Annotated in this window: 19 protein-coding genes and 1 tRNA gene; 7 read left to right on the forward strand and 13 right to left on the reverse strand. The window is 70.3% G+C overall.

The features are described 5' to 3' along the window. Positions 1-21: 21 nt before the first annotated feature. The 3 genes from AB0F52_RS30245 to AB0F52_RS30255 all read right to left on the reverse strand — a co-directional run bounded on the left by AB0F52_RS30245 (position 22) and on the right by AB0F52_RS30255 (position 2,177). Positions 22-390, reverse strand: coding sequence for a hypothetical protein (locus tag AB0F52_RS30245; RefSeq protein ID WP_360178385.1), 369 nt, complete (start codon positions 388-390; stop codon positions 22-24). Between the two features lie 843 nt (positions 391-1,233). Next, on the reverse strand, positions 1,234-1,611 hold the full coding sequence (locus tag AB0F52_RS30250; protein ID WP_360178388.1) for a hypothetical protein: 378 nt from the start codon (positions 1,609-1,611) through the stop codon (positions 1,234-1,236). After that, a complete protein-coding gene (locus tag AB0F52_RS30255; RefSeq protein WP_360178960.1) occupies positions 1,611-2,177 on the reverse strand; it encodes a hypothetical protein in 567 nt (188 codons plus the stop codon). The genes AB0F52_RS30250 and AB0F52_RS30255 overlap by 1 nt, the downstream gene beginning before the upstream one ends. Here AB0F52_RS30255 and AB0F52_RS30260 point away from each other — a divergent pair. The 3 genes from AB0F52_RS30260 (at position 2,146) to AB0F52_RS30270 (ending at position 4,159) form a co-directional block, all read left to right on the forward strand. Next, entirely contained in the window at positions 2,146-2,382 is a 237-nt protein-coding gene (locus AB0F52_RS30260) for a recombinase family protein (protein WP_360178390.1), read from the forward strand. The genes AB0F52_RS30255 and AB0F52_RS30260 overlap by 32 nt on opposite strands. A gap of 305 nt (positions 2,383-2,687) precedes the next feature. Then, positions 2,688-2,873 (forward strand): helix-turn-helix domain-containing protein, encoded by a 186-nt coding sequence (locus AB0F52_RS30265; RefSeq protein ID WP_360178393.1) that lies wholly within the window; start codon positions 2,688-2,690, stop codon positions 2,871-2,873. Positions 2,874-2,941: 68 nt separating this feature from the next. After that, on the forward strand, positions 2,942-4,159 hold the full coding sequence (locus AB0F52_RS30270; protein WP_360178396.1) for a tyrosine-type recombinase/integrase: 1,218 nt from the start codon (positions 2,942-2,944) through the stop codon (positions 4,157-4,159). Positions 4,160-4,253: 94 nt separating this feature from the next. Here the strand turns inward: AB0F52_RS30270 and AB0F52_RS30275 are convergent. Then, positions 4,254-4,326 (reverse strand) — tRNA-Asn (locus AB0F52_RS30275). 167 nt (positions 4,327-4,493) lie between these two features. Between AB0F52_RS30275 and AB0F52_RS30280 the strand changes: the two genes are divergently transcribed. Beyond that, a complete protein-coding gene (locus AB0F52_RS30280) occupies positions 4,494-4,664 on the forward strand; it encodes a hypothetical protein (RefSeq protein WP_003097798.1) in 171 nt (56 codons plus the stop codon). Here AB0F52_RS30280 and AB0F52_RS30285 read toward each other — a convergent pair. Genes AB0F52_RS30285 through dnaG form a run of 3 tightly spaced genes read right to left on the reverse strand, consistent with a single transcriptional unit; the run spans position 4,654 to position 7,906 of the window. Next, a complete protein-coding gene (locus AB0F52_RS30285) occupies positions 4,654-5,421 on the reverse strand; it encodes a trans-aconitate 2-methyltransferase (RefSeq protein ID WP_360178937.1) in 768 nt (255 codons plus the stop codon). The genes AB0F52_RS30280 and AB0F52_RS30285 overlap by 11 nt on opposite strands. A 48-nt stretch (positions 5,422-5,469) precedes the next feature. Continuing rightward, the gene (locus AB0F52_RS30290; protein ID WP_360178400.1) at positions 5,470-5,991 is read right to left on the reverse strand and encodes a hypothetical protein; all 522 of its coding nucleotides are present in this window, start codon (positions 5,989-5,991) and stop codon (positions 5,470-5,472) included. 1 nt (position 5,992) lies between these two features. After that, positions 5,993-7,906 (reverse strand): DNA primase, encoded by a 1,914-nt coding sequence (gene dnaG / locus AB0F52_RS30295; RefSeq protein ID WP_360178403.1) that lies wholly within the window; start codon positions 7,904-7,906, stop codon positions 5,993-5,995. Between the two features lie 32 nt (positions 7,907-7,938). Here dnaG and AB0F52_RS30300 point away from each other — a divergent pair, with 32 nt between their 5' ends. Further along, positions 7,939-8,892, forward strand: a complete 954-nt coding sequence (locus AB0F52_RS30300; RefSeq protein ID WP_360178406.1) for a sigma-70 family RNA polymerase sigma factor — start codon at positions 7,939-7,941, stop codon at positions 8,890-8,892. On the opposite strand, the gene AB0F52_RS30305 is transcribed toward AB0F52_RS30300, so the two are convergent. The 3 genes from AB0F52_RS30305 to AB0F52_RS30315 form a co-directional block, all read right to left on the reverse strand. Further along, a complete protein-coding gene (locus AB0F52_RS30305; protein ID WP_360178409.1) occupies positions 8,864-9,634 on the reverse strand; it encodes a hypothetical protein in 771 nt (256 codons plus the stop codon). The two genes, AB0F52_RS30300 and AB0F52_RS30305, sit on opposite strands and share 29 nt — an antisense overlap. A gap of 63 nt (positions 9,635-9,697) precedes the next feature. Then, positions 9,698-10,264 (reverse strand): carboxymuconolactone decarboxylase family protein, encoded by a 567-nt coding sequence (locus tag AB0F52_RS30310; RefSeq protein WP_360178412.1) that lies wholly within the window; start codon positions 10,262-10,264, stop codon positions 9,698-9,700. 22 nt (positions 10,265-10,286) lie between these two features. After that, entirely contained in the window at positions 10,287-11,645 is a 1,359-nt protein-coding gene (locus AB0F52_RS30315; protein ID WP_360178415.1) for an MFS transporter, read from the reverse strand. A 24-nt stretch (positions 11,646-11,669) separates the two neighbouring features. Here AB0F52_RS30315 and AB0F52_RS30320 point away from each other — a divergent pair, with 24 nt between their 5' ends. Further along, on the forward strand, positions 11,670-12,119 hold the full coding sequence (locus AB0F52_RS30320) for a MarR family winged helix-turn-helix transcriptional regulator (RefSeq protein WP_360178418.1): 450 nt from the start codon (positions 11,670-11,672) through the stop codon (positions 12,117-12,119). Here the strand turns inward: AB0F52_RS30320 and AB0F52_RS30325 are convergent. Beyond that, complete coding sequence (locus AB0F52_RS30325) at positions 12,116-12,826, reverse strand: carboxymuconolactone decarboxylase family protein (RefSeq protein WP_360178421.1); 711 nt, start codon at positions 12,824-12,826, stop codon at positions 12,116-12,118. The genes AB0F52_RS30320 and AB0F52_RS30325 overlap by 4 nt on opposite strands. Before the next feature lie 101 nt (positions 12,827-12,927). Between AB0F52_RS30325 and AB0F52_RS30330 the strand changes: the two genes are divergently transcribed. Next, positions 12,928-13,527, forward strand: a complete 600-nt coding sequence (locus AB0F52_RS30330; protein WP_360178424.1) for a TetR/AcrR family transcriptional regulator — start codon at positions 12,928-12,930, stop codon at positions 13,525-13,527. Between the two features lie 7 nt (positions 13,528-13,534). Here AB0F52_RS30330 and AB0F52_RS30335 read toward each other — a convergent pair whose 3' ends face one another. Further along, a complete protein-coding gene (locus AB0F52_RS30335) occupies positions 13,535-14,074 on the reverse strand; it encodes a DinB family protein (protein ID WP_360178427.1) in 540 nt (179 codons plus the stop codon). A 15-nt stretch (positions 14,075-14,089) separates the two neighbouring features. Further along, a complete protein-coding gene (locus AB0F52_RS30340; RefSeq protein WP_360178940.1) occupies positions 14,090-15,895 on the reverse strand; it encodes a glycosyl transferase in 1,806 nt (601 codons plus the stop codon). Positions 15,896-15,897: the final 2 nt, after the last annotated feature.

Below are 15,897 nucleotides of genomic sequence, written 5' to 3' on the forward strand. Positions count from 1 at the left end.
CTCCTCCGCGAAGGCAACAGTTTAGCGTCTGGTTACTTCCGGCCGAAGGGATTTCCCGACGCCAGTCTGACCTGCGTAGTCCAGGGCGCCGGCGCGTGTCCCGCCGGTCTCGCTCATCCGCTCGAGAAGCTTGCACCGGTTCCGATCGTCCACAGTGGCCAGAACCATGGCGACATTACCGACGATCAATACCGGCTGAGCCGGATCCGCCAGTTCGGGCAGCTGCTTCAGCGACCGGTACATCCACCGCAGGTGGATGTCTAGCGACGTCTGCGGACCGCCGGACGAGGCCCCCCAGGGAAGACCATCGCCCAGGCTCGCAACCGCCCGTTCAGTGGGCTTCTCGATCGCTTGGGCGAGCAGCCCGTGGGCATGGCGCGGGCCGTCCACGCTGTCCTCCAGCAGCAGCGCGAGCCAGGCGGCAGGTCGACCGGCGACCGCTGGCCAGGCTCACCTGGTCAGGCTGGGCTCTGTAGTCCTGTCCGCACAGTCTGACGCGATCAGGTCTCTGGCTGCGTAACCGCGCGCATCAGACCATTACTCTGCGCTACCGAAGTGGACAGGGCGGAGCGGTCACGTTGCTCCACGACCGTCTCGAGCTTGCCGGGCTTACCGCCACTGTGGTCGCCGAACTCGGCGAGGACACCGACCTGACCAGTCTCGGCGGGCTTAGCGACACCCCCAGCCAGCCGACGTCGCGATCCAGCTCGCTGCCACACCCGTTGGTGAACACGAACTCGAACGGATGTGTCTTCAGGTTCCGACGCAGCAGCCGGACCAGGAACGGCGGCAACACGATGGTGCGGGCCGAGGACGGCGTCTTCGGCGGACCCAGCCACCGCCGGCCTCGCGACTCGTGCAAAGAGCCAACTTCGGCGTCGACGACCAGCGGCCTGCATTGAGGTCGAAGTTATCCCGTTGCAGGGCGCGAGTTCACCCCACCGACACCCCGTCCAGGCCGCAGTGAACACCAGCAACCGTGCCACCGATCCGCTGAGCGTGCCGGCCTGGTTTGCGATCCGCAGCACCTGCTCCGGACTCGCCCACACCCGCTCCGCCACCGTCGTCCAGGGACGGCGACCACGCCGAGCCCGAGCGGGTCTACCGCCCTCCGACTCCGGCGCGCTCCCACGCCGCAGGCGGCCCCCGCGACCGACCCGCCCGCCACCTCATCGGCGTCGTGCCCCCGCGCGCCGGCGGGCTACGACAACGCGCACTGCTGTTGTGCGGGAATCAAGGAGTTGTCTGAATGTCGGTCCGCTGATCGCGGGTCCGGCGTCGTCGACGCACCACGAGGACGATCGCACCGGCCAGGACGGCGACGACCGACACGACGGTCAGCACAGCCGCCACGTCGATGTTCTCGTCGTGCCAGTTCAGGTCACTCTCGGCAAAGCCCTTGAAGTCCGCCGCTTTCTGCACCTCCGCGTTCTGCTTGGGGTCGGACTCCGGATAGCGCCCAGCCGCGTCGAGTGCTTCTTTCGCAATGGTCAAGTTCCGATCGGAATTCTCCATGCCGTCGGCAGCCATGGAGTAGTAGTTGGTACTAAACACGGCGGCGGCGATGCCGATGACGATCGACAGCACGCCGGTAACCAGAAGGGCTCTCATCAGTTCTTCCGCTCCGCATCGTGGGTCAGGTGGTTGAGCAGTTCGAGGTGTCGAAACCGGTAGCGGGAGCCGACCTGGTGCAGCACGCCACGTCTGTGCGCGTCGGCGAGGAACGCCAGCAGCGCCCAGGGGAGCCGACGGGTAATCGGGTACCAGACGCGGGTCAGCACGAGCCACTGCGTCCACGCGGTCATTGCCAGCGAGTTGGGGCGCGAGGACATCAGCCACACCAACGCTGCGACGCCACCGGCGATCCCCAGCGACACCACGACCGCGGCCTCGGTACCGAACGCCAGCCAGACTTGCCGCGCCAACTGGAAGCCAGCGACGTAGACGAACGCTGTCAGGAGGGCGAGCCAGCGCAGAAAGAACACCAAAACCGCCGACGCGACCGCGGCCACCGGATTGCCTGGTGACGCCGTCCACACCGCGACCCCGGCAGCGATAGCGAGGACAAAACCCGTCCTGAGACTGCTTGCCCGGTCGGCATGCAACGTCGTCTGGGCAGTGACGGCGCAGTGGACGGAGGCGGCGGTGCGGGCGATCCTGCGCAACCCGAAGTACACGGGCCGCCAGGTCTGGGGTCGCCGCCACCGCGGTCGCCTTGTGTCTCCAGAACGCTGGGTGTGGTCACCGGCATGGGTGCATCTGCCACTGATTACCGACGAGGAGTTCGTGGCGGCGAACCCGTCTTCTGAATGGGCCGGCATGCCGCACGCGGGGAGCGCCGGTGGCGACGCTGCACGATCCGACCGAAGGCAAGGCCTCTGACGAGCGCGAACCACTTCTCAGATGACGTGCCCCGAGGCGATTAGTGCCTGTAACCAGCGCCACACTGCTGCGCACCGTGGGGATGCTCCTCATCGGAACGACCAGCTGATCGGTGTCGTGCGCCGGCATCGCCGCAGCCGTCGCACGCGTGGGGTTCTGCGGCCCGCAGGGGCCGCGCCAGCGCGCCCGCCGCGGCCACACGGGACCGCCTATCGCCGCAACCGGAAACGTCGACAGCGGCGCACCAAGAGCGAGCCGGGCATCCAACGGCGAAGCTCCATTCCAACTCGTAAGGGACAACGAAGATGGCCGAGTCATTGCCACGACGAGCATGGACACCCAAGGAAGTAGCCACACAGCTGGGAATTCCTTACGAGACCGTTCTTGACCTGATTCACAAGAAGAAGCTCGGCGCAGTTACAGCCGGACGCTACTACCTGGTTCCCGATTTCGAAATAGAACGTTTTCTGCGCACACAAGAGTTGCCCTAACATCGATTACGCAATCGAATGCGGATCGTTCGCAATCACCTCATCCTTCCTGCAGCGGAGTCGACATCATGGGGCGACCAGCAACACCGGTTGGCACATACGGCGTCATCAACGTCGAGAAGTTGCCTCCGACCAGGGCTGGCAAGGTGCGCTATCGCGCTAGCTCGTACTTCAGGATGGCGGATGGAACGCTTCGCCTTGTTCGCCGGCAGGCGTCCACGAAAGGGCAGGCAACGACCCGCCTGAAAGAAGCGCTGCGCGAACTGGAAACCGAAACCCGAGACGGCGACATCAGCAAAGACACACGTTTTTACCATGTGGTCGAACTGTGGCTCGAAGAGATTGCCCAAGAGGCGGAACTGGGCAACCTGTCCCCCACTACCGTGAGTCTGTACCGGCGAGCCCTCAAGAACTGGGCGCTCCCCTCGCTCGGACAACTTCGATGCCGCGAAGTCCTCGTCACCCGATGCGACAAGGTCGTCAAGAAGGCACGCGCCAAGGCGAGCTACGACACCGCCAAGACCGTCAAGGCAGCCCTGTCGGGCGCCTGCGACTATGCCGTGCGCAACGGCGGCATGGATGCGAACCCCATTCGTTCAGTCGGGCGCATGTCACGGGGCAAGCAGAAGGAAGTCGTGACGTTGTCCGCCCCGCAACGCGCCGACCTCCTGGCGAAGCTGCGCGCCTACGCGCCGACGCGGCAGGTCGACGCCCGCGGACGGTCGCTGGGGGCACGCAGCCGGATCTGGCTGGACCTGCCGGATCTCATGGAGGCCATGCTGTCGAGCGGAGCGCGGATCGGGGAGGTACTCGCCATCCTCGGGCCTGACGTCGAGCCGACGGTGCCTACGGTCGCGGTGACTCACCACGTCGTCCGTGTTCCCGGCTCCGGGCTTGAGAGGCGCGAGCTCCGCAAGGGGAACGTCGGCGGCCTGCTGCTCGCGGTACCGCAGTGGTCGGTGCCCATGTGGCAACGACGCAAGGAAGCCGCAGGCAACAACGCCCTGTTCGCCTCGTTCACCGGGGAACTCCTCGACCCCTCGAACGTGATCAACCGCCTGACCGAGGCAGTGACCGCGGTCGGCTACGAGTGGGTCACCAGCCACGTGTTCAGGAAGACGGTCGGCACCGTGCTCGACGAAGCCGACCTACCGATCACGGCGATCGCTGACCAACTCGGCAACACCCCAGCGGTCGCGGAGCGCCACTACCGGAAGCAGCGAGTAGCCAACCGGGGGAACGCCGAAGCACTGGAGGCGATGATGCCCGCAGCGGCGGCGCCGTGACGAAGTTTTTAATCACTAAATCCTCCCTCCAGGCGCCACCACCCCACAACGCAGAGAAGCCCAGGCCGCTGGCCTGGGCTTTCTCGTCTGTAAGCTCCCCCGCTTGGACTCGAACCAAGAACCCTCCGGTTAACAGCCGAATGCTCTGCCAGTTGAGCTACAGGGGAATGTGGCTCACTTCCGGTGCCAGCCTCTCCGACCGACAAGAAGAACTTTAGCCCATGCCCGTACCGCCTCCGACACCACCCCCCACTTAGCGCAACCACCCCCGCGGGGCCGGTTTTCCTGGACAATGGACAGTCGGACGACCTAACGACGGAAGGCGTGGACGCGGATGAAGAAGTTCCTGCTGGGGGCAGGCCTGGGGTACGTACTGGGCGCCAAGGCAGGCCGGGGGCGGTACGAGCAGCTCGTGCGCACCTACCGCCGGGTCGTCGACCACCCGATGGTCCAAGGCGCCGCCGGGGTGGCGCGGGCCAAGATCGGAGAGAAGCTCAAGCGCTGATCCGGGCCACGAAGAAGACCCGGCGGAACTCGAACCACGTGGTGCCGTCGGCGCGGGTGGGGTAGGCAGCCGCCAAGCGGGGCGCCAACGATGCGCGGAACCGCTCCCACTCCGCGTCGGTCAGGGCCGCGCGGATCGGGCGCAGCGCTGTGCCCGTGATCCACTCCAGCACGGGTGCAGGGCCGTGCAACGGCTGGACGTACGTCGTCTCCCAGGCATCCACCGTGCAGCCCGCGTCGGCCAGGAGGTTCGCGTACCCCAGGGGGGTCGACACCGCGTCGTCCTCGCGCAGGACCACCTCCGCCAGGCGGGACGCCCAGGCCGGGGACGCCGCCAGTTCGCGCGTCAGCACGTGTGACGGCGCGTTGAAGTTGCCCGGCACCTGCACTGCCAGGTAAGCGCCCGAAGGCAGCGAGGCAGCCCATCGGCCGAGGAGCGAGAAGTGGTCGGGCACCCACTGCAGGACGGCGTTCGACACGACGACGTCGGTGTCCGGCGCCGGCGTCCAGTCGCGGACGTCGAGCAACGCCGCGTCGAGGCCGCGAGCGCGGGCCGCCGTCACCATTTCGGGTGAACTGTCGCCGCACTCCAGCGTCGCCGAGGGCCAGCGGTCCCGCAGCGACACCGTCAGGTTGCCCGGGCCGCAGCCCAGGTCGACGACGCGCCGTGGTGCCGAAGCCCCGATGCGCGAGATCAAGTCGTAGAACGGCCGGGCCCGCAGGTCGGCGTAGTCGAGGTACTTGCCCGGATCCCACACGAGAGCCTCCCGCATAACAGTACGCCTGTACTGAGTACGAGCGTACTGCTACTCCGCCGGGTTGACCAGCTTCGCGGCCGCCTGCTCGGCGATGGCCTCCACCAGGGCGACGTCGGTGCCGGGGTCCGGCCGGACCTGCAGCACGGTGCCGTCGCGGCCGGGCACCTTGCGCTGGACGAACCACGCTCCCCCGGCGCCGATCTGCTGCCGGTGCCGCGAGCGGATCGAGCCCTCGACGCGCTGGTAGGCCTCGCGCGGCAGCTTTCCCGGCGCCGGGAGCCGGAAGCGCACCGGCGGGAGGTCGGCCAGCACGACCGCCGCACCCGCCTTGCCCACCTCGGACGACTCCGTCAACGTGAAGACGCCGTCCGCCCAGGTCGCCTTGCCGACGAGGTGCCAGCCGACGCGGCGAGCGCCGTCCTCGGCAGGGATCCACAGGCCCAGGGCCGTCACCACCACGTGGCCGCCGCCCTCGACCGGGGCGCTGTCCACGACGTCCTCACCCGGGTCCAGTGAACCCGCGAAGTCCGGCGGTGTGCGGTCGCCCAGCAGCCGGCGCAACAAACTCATCTCAGCCCCACGCGCCGGCCGCCGCCTGCTCGCCCAGCGACTTCTTGTACTGCTCCAGCGCGACGAGGTCGCCGAACAGCGCGCGGTAGTCGTCCGGCGCCTCCACCGGCGACAGCCGCTGCAGCTTGCCCTTGATCTCCGCGATCTGCCGCCCGACGAGGCCCTCCTGCAGCCGTGCGAGGATCGACGAGATGTACCGGGAGTCGACTTCGTCCTTGGCCTGCAACGGTTCCACGGCCAGCTCCGAGAGCACGCGCCGGACCGTCCCTTCCGGACAGTGCGGGGCGGCCGCGTCCAGCAGCGCCGGGCCGGTCAGGCCCGAACCCGCGCCGCCGGCCTTCAAGACCGCCTCGTGCACCGCGACGTACACCGGGTGCGTGAACGCCTCCAGCGGCAGGGCGTCGTACTCCGGCCCGGCGATCGCGGGCTGCTGCAGCGCGGCCTTCAGCGCCTCTCGCTGCACGGCGAACCGCGGGTCCTTCGGGGCCGGGCGCGCGACGTCCTGGGCCGCCGGAGCCTCGGGAGCACCGACGCGCGCGGGCTGACGCAGGGGCGCTCCGCCACGCTTGTCCGTCGCGCCCGCGCTGCCGCGGACGCGGTTGACCACCTGTGCCACGTCCTGCCAGCCCACCCACCAGGCGAGCTTCGACGCGTACCCGTCGCGGGCCGCGCGGTCCTTGATCGACGCCACCATCGGCACCGTCTTCTGCAGCGCCGCGACCTGCCCGTCGACCGAGTCGAGGTCGTAGTTCTTGAGCGTGCTGCGGATGACGAACTCGAACAGCGGCGTCCGCCGCGCGACCAGGTCCTTCACCGCGCTGTCGCCCTTGGCCAGCCGCAGCTCGCAGGGGTCCATGCCGTCCGGCGCCACCGCGATGTACGTCTGACCGGCGAACGTCTGGTCGCCTTCGAAGGCTTTCAACGCCGCCTTTTGGCCTGCTTCGTCGCCGTCGAAGGTGAAGATGACTTCGCCGCGGAAGGCGTCGTCGTCCATCATCAGCCGGCGAAGCACCTTCATGTGGTCTTCGCCGAACGCCGTGCCCGACGACGCGACCGCCGTCGGCACGCCCGACGCGTGCATCGCCATGACGTCGGTGTAGCCCTCGACCACGACCACCTGGTGCCGCTTGGCGATCTCGCGCTTGGCCAGGTCGAGGCCGAACATGACCTGGGACTTCTTGTAGATCGGCGACTCGGCGGTGTTGAGGTACTTCGCCGAGATCCGGTCGTCGTCGAACAGCCGCCGCGCGCCGAAGCCGACGACCTCGTTGCCGACGTCGCGGATCGGCCAGACCAGCCGCCGGTGGAACCGGTCCATCGGGCCGCGCTGGCCCTCCTTGGACAGCCCCGCCGTGAGCAGTTCCTTGACCTCGAAACCGCGGTTGAGCAGGAACTTCGTCAGCTTGTCCCAGCCGCCGGGTGCGTACCCGCAGCCGAACGTCTTCGCCATGGCGGCGTCGAACCCGCGCTCGGACAGGAAGTCGCGCGCCGCGCGAGCCTCATCGGTGGACAGCTGCTCGGCGTAGAACTCCTGGGCCGCGCGGTGCGCCTCGATCAGCCGGCTGCGGCTGCCGCGGTCGCGCTGGATCGTCGCGCCGCCACCCTCGTAGGTGAGCCGGATGCCGACCCGGTCGGCCAGCCGCTCGACGGCCTCCACGAACGTGATCAGGTCGATCTTCTGGACGAACTTGATCACGTCGCCGCCCTCGCCACAGCCGAAGCAGTGGAAGGTGCCGTGCGCCGGGCGGACGTTGAACGACGGGGTCTTCTCGTTGTGGAACGGGCAGAGCCCCTTCAGGCTGCCCCCACCGGCGCGGCGCAGGGCCACGTACTCCCCGACGACCTCGTCGATCCGGTTCCGCTCGCGCACCTCCGCGATGTCGCTCTCCCGAATCCGTCCTGCCACGTCATCCACTCTAGTCTTGCCACTTGCGGCACACTCGGGGCATGGCCTCCACGCCCACCGCCCAGGACACCCTCGCCGCGGAGTTCGCCGCGCACCGCAGTCACCTGATCGGGGTGGCCTACCGGCTGACCGGCACGCGCGCCGACGCCGAGGACGCGGTGCAGGAGTCCTGGCTGCGGCTGGCCGGCCTGGACGACGCCGGCCGCGCGGCGATCCGCGACCTGCGGGGCTGGCTGACCACGGTCGTCGGCCGGATCTGCCTCGACCGGCTCAAGTCGGCGGCCGCGCAGCGGGAGCGCTACGTCGGCAACTGGCTGCCGGAGCCGGTGGTCACGCCGTTCGGGCGGCCGGTGAGCGAAGATCCCCTGGACGTCGCGGTGCGCGACGACGGATTGCGGATGGCCGCGCTGGTCGTCCTCGACAAGCTGACGCCGGAGCAGCGCGTCGCGTTCGTGCTGCACGACGCCTTTTCGGTGCCGTTCGCGGAGATCGCGGACGCCCTCGGTGTCTCGGTCGACGCCGCGCGCCAGTACGCCTCCCGCGGCCGCAAGGCCCTCGCCGACGCCGACCCCGCGCCGCGCGCCCCGCTGGAGGATCAGGCAAAGATCCTCGAGAAGTTCGTCATCGCCCTGCAGGCCGGCGACATCCGGGCGATCACCGAGCTGCTGGCCCCCGACGTCGTGCTCATCGGCGACTCGAACGGCAAGGGCCGGACCACGCGCCAGCTCATCGTCGGCGCCGACAAGATCGCCCGGTTCTTCGTGGGCCTCGCGAGCAAGTACCCGCCCGGCGTGCTCACCGGCGGCACGCCGGTGCTCGTCAACGGCGACCTGGGGGTGTACCTGGCTCCGCAGCCGGGCCAGGACGGCTTCTTCGCTCTCGACGAGCACGTGCAGGCGATGACCGTCCGCGACGGGAGGATCGTGGCGATCTACGACGTCGTGAACCCGGACAAGCTGGCCCGGATCACGCGTCCCGGCGACACGCCTTCGTGATCCCGGCCGCGAGCAGGACAGCGGCGAAGACGCCGAAGTAGGCCAGCGCCCAGCCCGGGCTCAGCGGCGAGTCGGACAGGACCGTGGCATTGCCGCCGTCCCGGCCCATGTTGGCCTCCCCGTTCCCGCTGAGGAACTTCGTGACGGCGTTCAACGGCAGCCACCGGTGGATGGCCCGGCCGGCCCGCGGGATCAGCTGGACGACGTTCTCGGCCATGAGCGGGTAGGCGACGAGCACGGCCACGGCGCCGGCCGTGTACCGCACGAGCAGGCCGACCCCGACCCCGCAGACGGCGGCCAGCGCGAACACCGGGCCGGTCCCGGCGACGATCCGCCAGTCCGCGGCGCTGTCGAGGGCGAGGTCGGCCTCCGGGGCGAGGACCCGGGCCACCAGCCAGGCCGTGAACGCGGCGGCTTCGCCGAGCAGGAAGGCGTACCCGGCGACGAGCGCGGCCTTGGCCAGCAGCACCGGTGTCCGGCTCGGCACGGCCTGGAAGGTGCCGTGGATCGTGCCGGAGTGGTACTCGCTCGTCACCGCGAGCGCGGCCAGCACCAGCACGGCGACCATGGCGAGCTGGTAGCCGAACTGGGTGCTCGCGACCGTGGGCGGCAGATGGGCCTCCCCGGCGCTGAGCGCGGCGATCGCGGCCGGGAAGCCCAGCGCGACCAGGCTGAAGACGCCGCACACCCAGGGCGTGGCGATGCTGAAGAGCTTGATCCGTTCACTGGCGACGAGGTGCATGCGCAGAACGGTCCCGCGGCGGACCCCGGTGGCGCGTCCCACCTGGGTCGGGTCCCCGGCCTCCTACGGGAGCGGGACCCGGCACGCGTCGCCGGAGGTGAAGCCCTGGTCGGCGATGCCCAGCGCGCTGTTCATCCGGGCCCGGGAGTTCTCCAGCGCGATCTGGTAGGTCAGCTCGAGGACGCCCTCGCGGCCGAACTCGCGCTCGAGCTCGGCGACCTGCTCGTCGGTCACCGTCACCCGGTCCGAGGACATCGCGTCGGCGTAGGCGAGCGCCAGCCGCTCCTGGTGGCTGAAGGCGGGCGAGGTCGCGTAGCCGTCGATCTGCTTCAGCCGCTCGATGTCGAGGCCGTCGTGCTTCTGCAGCATGGTGCCGAAGTCGACGCACCACGAGCAGCCGATCCGCGTCGCGACCCGGTAGACGGCGAGTTCCCGCACGTTCGCCGGGATCTTCTTCGACGCGCGCTCGGCCAGCAGCTCGTGCACCACGGACGTCCGCAGCAGGGCGGGGTGGTGCGCGGTGACGGCCATCGGCTCGGGCACCGCGCCGAAGCGGCGGCCGGCGATCCGGTAGACGAGCTTGAGGAAGAGCCCGGCCTCGGACGTCTTCTTGGCGGGGATGCGCGGCATTTCGGTCTCCTTCGTCCGGTGTCTACGAGCTGGACGAGACGGCGTCCGCGGATGTGACGACCGGCGAGGTGAGCCACGCCACCAGCATCGTCACGGCCGCCGCGGCGAACACGACCGTGAGGCCAGGTGCGCCCAGCCCACCGGTCGTGGCCAGCGCGAGCCAGCCGAACACCGCGGCCCCGGCGAGGCCACCGGCCTGCCGGGCGAAGGTCAGCGACCCCAGCGTGACGCCCAGCAGCGCCCGGTCGGCCCGCGTCTGACCGAGGACCGTGTAGGCGGCGGTGCAGACGGCGAAGGCCGCGCCGATCGCGAACAAGCCCGGGGCGAGGAGCCAGGGTGCGCCGTCGGAGGCGGCCGCCACGGCGATCGCGGCGAGCCCGGCCGTGCCGAGCAGGCAGCCGGACCGGCCCCACACCGTCATCTCCGGGTGCCGCCGGGCCAGCGCGGCGAAGGACGCCGACAGGACGAGCTGTCCCGCGGTCATGGCGACGAGCAGCAGCCCGGTGCCCGCCGCGCCCGCCCCCGAAGCGGCGACCAGGGCGACGTAGGTGAAGGTGCCGTAGAGCGCGGCGCCGGCCAGGCCGTTGACCACCACCGCGCGCTTGAGGACGGCGTCGGCGAACACCTTCGGCGAGATCAGCGGGCTCGGCGTGCGGCGCTGCCGCCGGACGAACAGGAAGCCCGCCACCCCGGTCGTTCCGAGCAGCACCGGCGTCCACAGTGGACTTCTCGCGAGGGCGGCGAACGTGCCGGGTGCGACGACGGCGGCACCCGCGACGGTCAGCAGCACGCTGCCCAGGACGTCGAACTTTTCTCTGCCCTGACGCGGTTTCGCGGGCAGCCCCCGCCACCCGAGGACCAGCGCCGGCACGCTCAGGGGCAGGTTGACCAGGAAGATCCACCGCCAGCCGGGCCCGGCGGCGAGCAGTCCGCCCAGCGGCGGCCCACCCAGGGTGGCGGCCGCGAAGACGGCCGTCTGCCAGCCCTGGCGGCGCAGCAGTTCGTCGCGGTCGAACAGCTCGCCGAGTGCGCTCATCGCCGTGACGACCAGGCCGCTGCCGCCGAGGCCCTGCAGCGCGCGGGCGGCGATCAGCGAACCGAGATCGGGCGCGGCGGCGCACCACGCGGAAGCGGCGGCGAACACGAGGACCGACAGCGCGAAGGAGATCCGGCGGCCGTACAGGTCGCCGAGCCTGCCGTGCAGCGGCGTCGCGACGGTCAGGGTCAGCAGGCCGGCGGCGGTGACCGCGACGAGCCCGGTCCGGGCGTGCAGGTCGGCGCCGATCGACGGCAGGGCCGCGGTGAGGACCAGCCCGTCCAGCTGGGCCATGGCCATGCCGAGCAGGAGGCCGGCGTAGGCGAGGTTCCGAGATGCGTGCATAAAGCACACGTTATAACGTGTCTTATGCACACATCAAGCGAGGGCGGCCCGGCACTGTTCCGCCTGGTCCGGCACTGGGCACGCCAGTGGGCCCCGGACGTCGTCGAGCGCTTCGCCGCCGGCGCGCCGGCGTCGTGGACGGTGCCGAACCTGTTCGTCATCCAGGCGATCGACGGGGCGGCCGGCGAGGAGGTGACCGTCGCGGACGTGGCCCACCAGCTGGGCATCGACCGCTCGGTCGCGAGCCGGATGGTGAGCGAAGCGGCGCGAGAAGGCTTCGTCGAGCGCTCGACGTCGACCCGCGACGCGCGCCGCGCGGTGTTGACCCTCACCGACGCGGCGAAAGAGTTCCTCGGCGCTTCGCGGGCCCACCAGCGTCAGGCGTTCGAAGCACTGGTGGACCACTGGCCCGAGGAGGACCGCGAACGGTTCGCCGGCTACCTGAGCCGGCTCGCGGACGAGGTCCTCGGCTAGCTTTCCGCGAGGATCGGGTTCAGCGCTTCCCAGGCGTGCCAGGCCCGGGTGACACCGAATTGGGCGTTGAACCGCAGCGCCGCCCGGACGTCCTCCGGCGACGCGCCACCCCGCAGCGCGCGCCCGACGTGCGTGCGGAACGTGTCGGCCAGGGTCTGGTAGTGGACGTCGACACTGAGGCTGACCAGGCCGCGCTCGCGTTCGCTGAGCGTGCCCGGCCCGTGCCCGGTGCGCATCCGCGACTGCAGGTCGAAGTACGCGGCGAAGTGCGGGTCCAGCTCGCCGAGGCGCGCCCGCACCGCGTCCGGCAACGGGCTCGGCGCCGCGTCCGGTCCGGCCGACACCAGTTCCGGCGCCAGCGGTTCGGCGTCCGGACGCGGCAGGCCGAGTTCCGCCTCGAGCTCGGCGATCCGCTCGATGCCCGCCGCCGCCGCGTGGTAACCGCAGTCGTAGGAGACGAACCGCAGCAGCTCGCGGACGTCCGAAGTGGACACCCCGGCGACCAGGCCGGCCCGCACGTGCGCGGTGAACACCAGGCCCAGGCTCCCCTGGCAGACGTCGGCCGTCACGCACAGGAAGGTCTTCTCGCGGTCGGTGAGCTCGGGGATCGAGCGGACGTACTTCGCCGTGGCCCCGGCCATCTGGGCGAACACGGGGTCGAGCGCGGCGAGCCGTTCGAGGCTCGTCGGAGTTTCGGTGGTGGTCAAGCTCGGCTCCTTCAGTTGCATGGACGTTTGTAGCGCTACAGCTGTAGTGCAAGTGACGCTACACCTGTAGCGCAAAGGGTGTCCAGCTACACTGGGCGTCGATGGAAGAGACCAGGCGCCGCCCGAACGCCCGCGGCCGGGGCGAGCTGCTGCGGGAAGAGATCGTCACGGCCGCCGTCCGGATGCTCGACGAGCTCGCCGACGACGAGGCGCTGTCCCTGCGGGCCGTCGCGCGCGAGGTGTCGATCGCGGCGACGTCGGTCTACCTGCACTTCCCGGACCGGGACGCCCTGGTGCTGGCGGCCATGCAGCGCTGCCACGAGGAGCTGGTCGGCGTCGGCGACGAAGCCGCCGCCACGGCCTCCGGCCCGGCGGACGCGCTGCGCGCCCGGATCCTGGCGCAGGCGGCGTGGGCACAGGAGCATTCCGGGCTCTACAAGGTGCTCCACGAGAGCAAGGTCCACCGGCGGCTCGGAATGCCGTTCAAGGAGGTCATGGTCGCCCGCACGGTCGAGGCGGTCCAGGCGTGCATGGACGCCGGCGTGGCCCCGGCCGACGACGCGACCACGGTCGCGATCGACCTGCGGACCGCCGTGAACGGCATGCTGGCGCAGCGGATCAACGAGCCCGACCTGCCGTGGCCGCCCGCGATCGAGCAGCTGGACCGGTTCCTGGCCAAGCTGGTGGGCCTGCGGCAGTAGGGCCCGGCTACTCCCCCGTGCGGCCGTCGATCGACTCGCGGATGAGGTCGGCGTGGCCGTTGTGGCGGCTGTACTCCTCGATCATGTGGACCAGGATCCAGCGCAGGCTCGGTGTGAGGCCGTCCGGCCACGGACGCCGGGCCGGCTGGGAAAGGCCGTTCTCCAGCAGCACCTTCGCCACCGACTCCCGCGAGCGGGCGACCGCGTCTTCCCACAGGCCGAAGAGCTGCTCCGGGGTGTCGTCCGCGGCGGAGTCCCAGTCCCAGTCGGGCGTGGCCGTCCAGTCGACCGCGTCGAACGGCGCCGTGCGCTCGCGGTCGAACAGCACGCGCGAGAACCAGTGGTCCTCGACGTAGGCCAGGTGCTTGAGGAGCCCGCCGAGCGTCATCTTGGACGACGCGACGGTCACGCGCAGACCGGCCGCGTCCAGGCCGGCGCACTTCCAAGCCAGGGTCGCCCGGTGGTAGTCGAGGAAACCCAGCAGGGTGGCGGCTTCGTCGCCGTCGACGGGCGGCTCGGGCCGGTCCTGTTCGTCCACAGTGGTCACGAGGGCCGACTCTACTCACGCCGTCAACGGGCGGACGTCCCAGATCCACACCCCGCCGACGAACTCGGCGGGCTTGCGCAGCAACAGCTCCACAGTGGACTTCAGCGCTTCCTGGTTCTGCCGCGGCCCGACCACGAGCACGTCCGCGTTCCAGGCTCGCAGGTCCGCGAGCGCCTGCGTGCGGTCGGCCTCGGTGACCTCGGCGGCCTGACCGGTGCGCTCGACCTGCGCGAACAGGTCCGACGTCGGCAGCGGGACGGCGCCGTAGCGGCCGCGGCGGTCGGTCGGGGACGTGGGGCCGACGAAGTAGCCCTCCGGCATCGGGTAGCCGAGGCCCGCGTCGACCTGCCAGTGCAGCGGCTCGGCCTCCCCGGTGCTCGGCAGCGGCACCGGCACCAGCGAACCGCCCGGAGCGACGTACTGGCGCCAGATGCCGTCGGCGAAGAACGGCGGCGAGAGGGGACGCTGGTGCGTCACCAGCTCGGTCGGCGCGATCGGCAGCAGCACCGCCACCACCGCGCCGATCCAGATCATCCGCAGCGGGAACGCGGGCTTTCCGTCGAGCGGCGCCGGCTGCTGGGCCGCCGCCGTCCAGACGCGGTGCGTCGCGATCGCCAGGAGCGCGCCCACCGCCGGGATGCAGCCCATCGCGAGCCGGGACTCGAGCACGGAGTCGAGCAAAGGCAGCTGGCCCAGCCACTTCCACGGGCCGGCGAAGCCGGTGTCCTCGTGCGCCACCGTGATCTCGACGCCCAGCGACAGCACGGCCATCACGTACATCGTGATCGCGAGCGCCCGCGAAACGACGTCACGCCAGAGCCAGATCGTCAGCATCACCACGAGCACGATCAGCGGCCAGCCGAAGAAGGCGTTCTCCTCGGTGCGGTTCATCGAGACGTCCGCGGCCGCCTCGGGTGCCCCCGCGACCGACTGCGTCGCGAAACGGGTGAACGCCGCGGTGTCGTTGCCCGCCGAACCGTGCAGCAGCGAGTGGAAGCTCTGCGGGCCGAAGAACTGCCAGTACAGCGGGAATCCGGCGATCAGCAGGGCGACGACCGCGCCGACCCCGATGCCCTTACCCAGTGGCGCCAGCATGCCGCGGATTTCCGCGCGGTGCGGGATCAAGTACGCGACCGCGAAGACGAGGAAGGTGAGCGCGAAGATCGCCAGGGGCTCTTCACCGAGCAGGATCTGCCACGCGACGAGCAGCCCGAGCACGATGCCATTGCGCACCGGGCGCTCGTTGTGCGCGATCTGGATGGTCTTGAGCGCGATGAACGGCAGCACGAACAGCACGACGAAGTTCGGGTGCGCGTTGCCGTGCGAGATCATCGGCGGCGCGAAGCCGCAGAACGCGCCGCCGATCGCGGCCGCCGTCCGGTTCGGGACCAGGTGCCGGGAGAACACCCAGTACCAGCCGGCCGCGGTGCCGGCGAGGCCGGCGGTGAGCACGATTGCCCAGGTCAGCGTCGCGCCGAAGGTGAGGGTGAGCGGCGCCAGCGGGACGTTGAGGCCGAACATCGCCGCGTTCGCGGCCATGTTGACGCCGAGCGGGTAGTTCTGCAGGTCCGTGGTGAACGGGTTCTGGAAGTGGAGGACGGCCTTCGCGACGACCGTCGAGTACCACTCCCACTGGCTCTGGTCGGCTCCGCCGTTCCAGAGGTAGCCGCGCTTGAGGTCGAACCACAGCCCGTTGTAGAGCAGGATCGTGAACAGCAGGAACCCGCCGGCGATCGCGGAATCCTGCCACGCCCAGCGCTTCGGGCCTTCGGGGGGTTCGGGAGCGGGTGGCACCAGGTCGGGGACGGCTTCGGACTTCAAGC

This window comes from Amycolatopsis sp. NPDC024027 (genome assembly GCF_040638975.1).
Taxonomy (GTDB): Bacteria; Actinomycetota; Actinomycetes; order Mycobacteriales; family Pseudonocardiaceae; genus Amycolatopsis.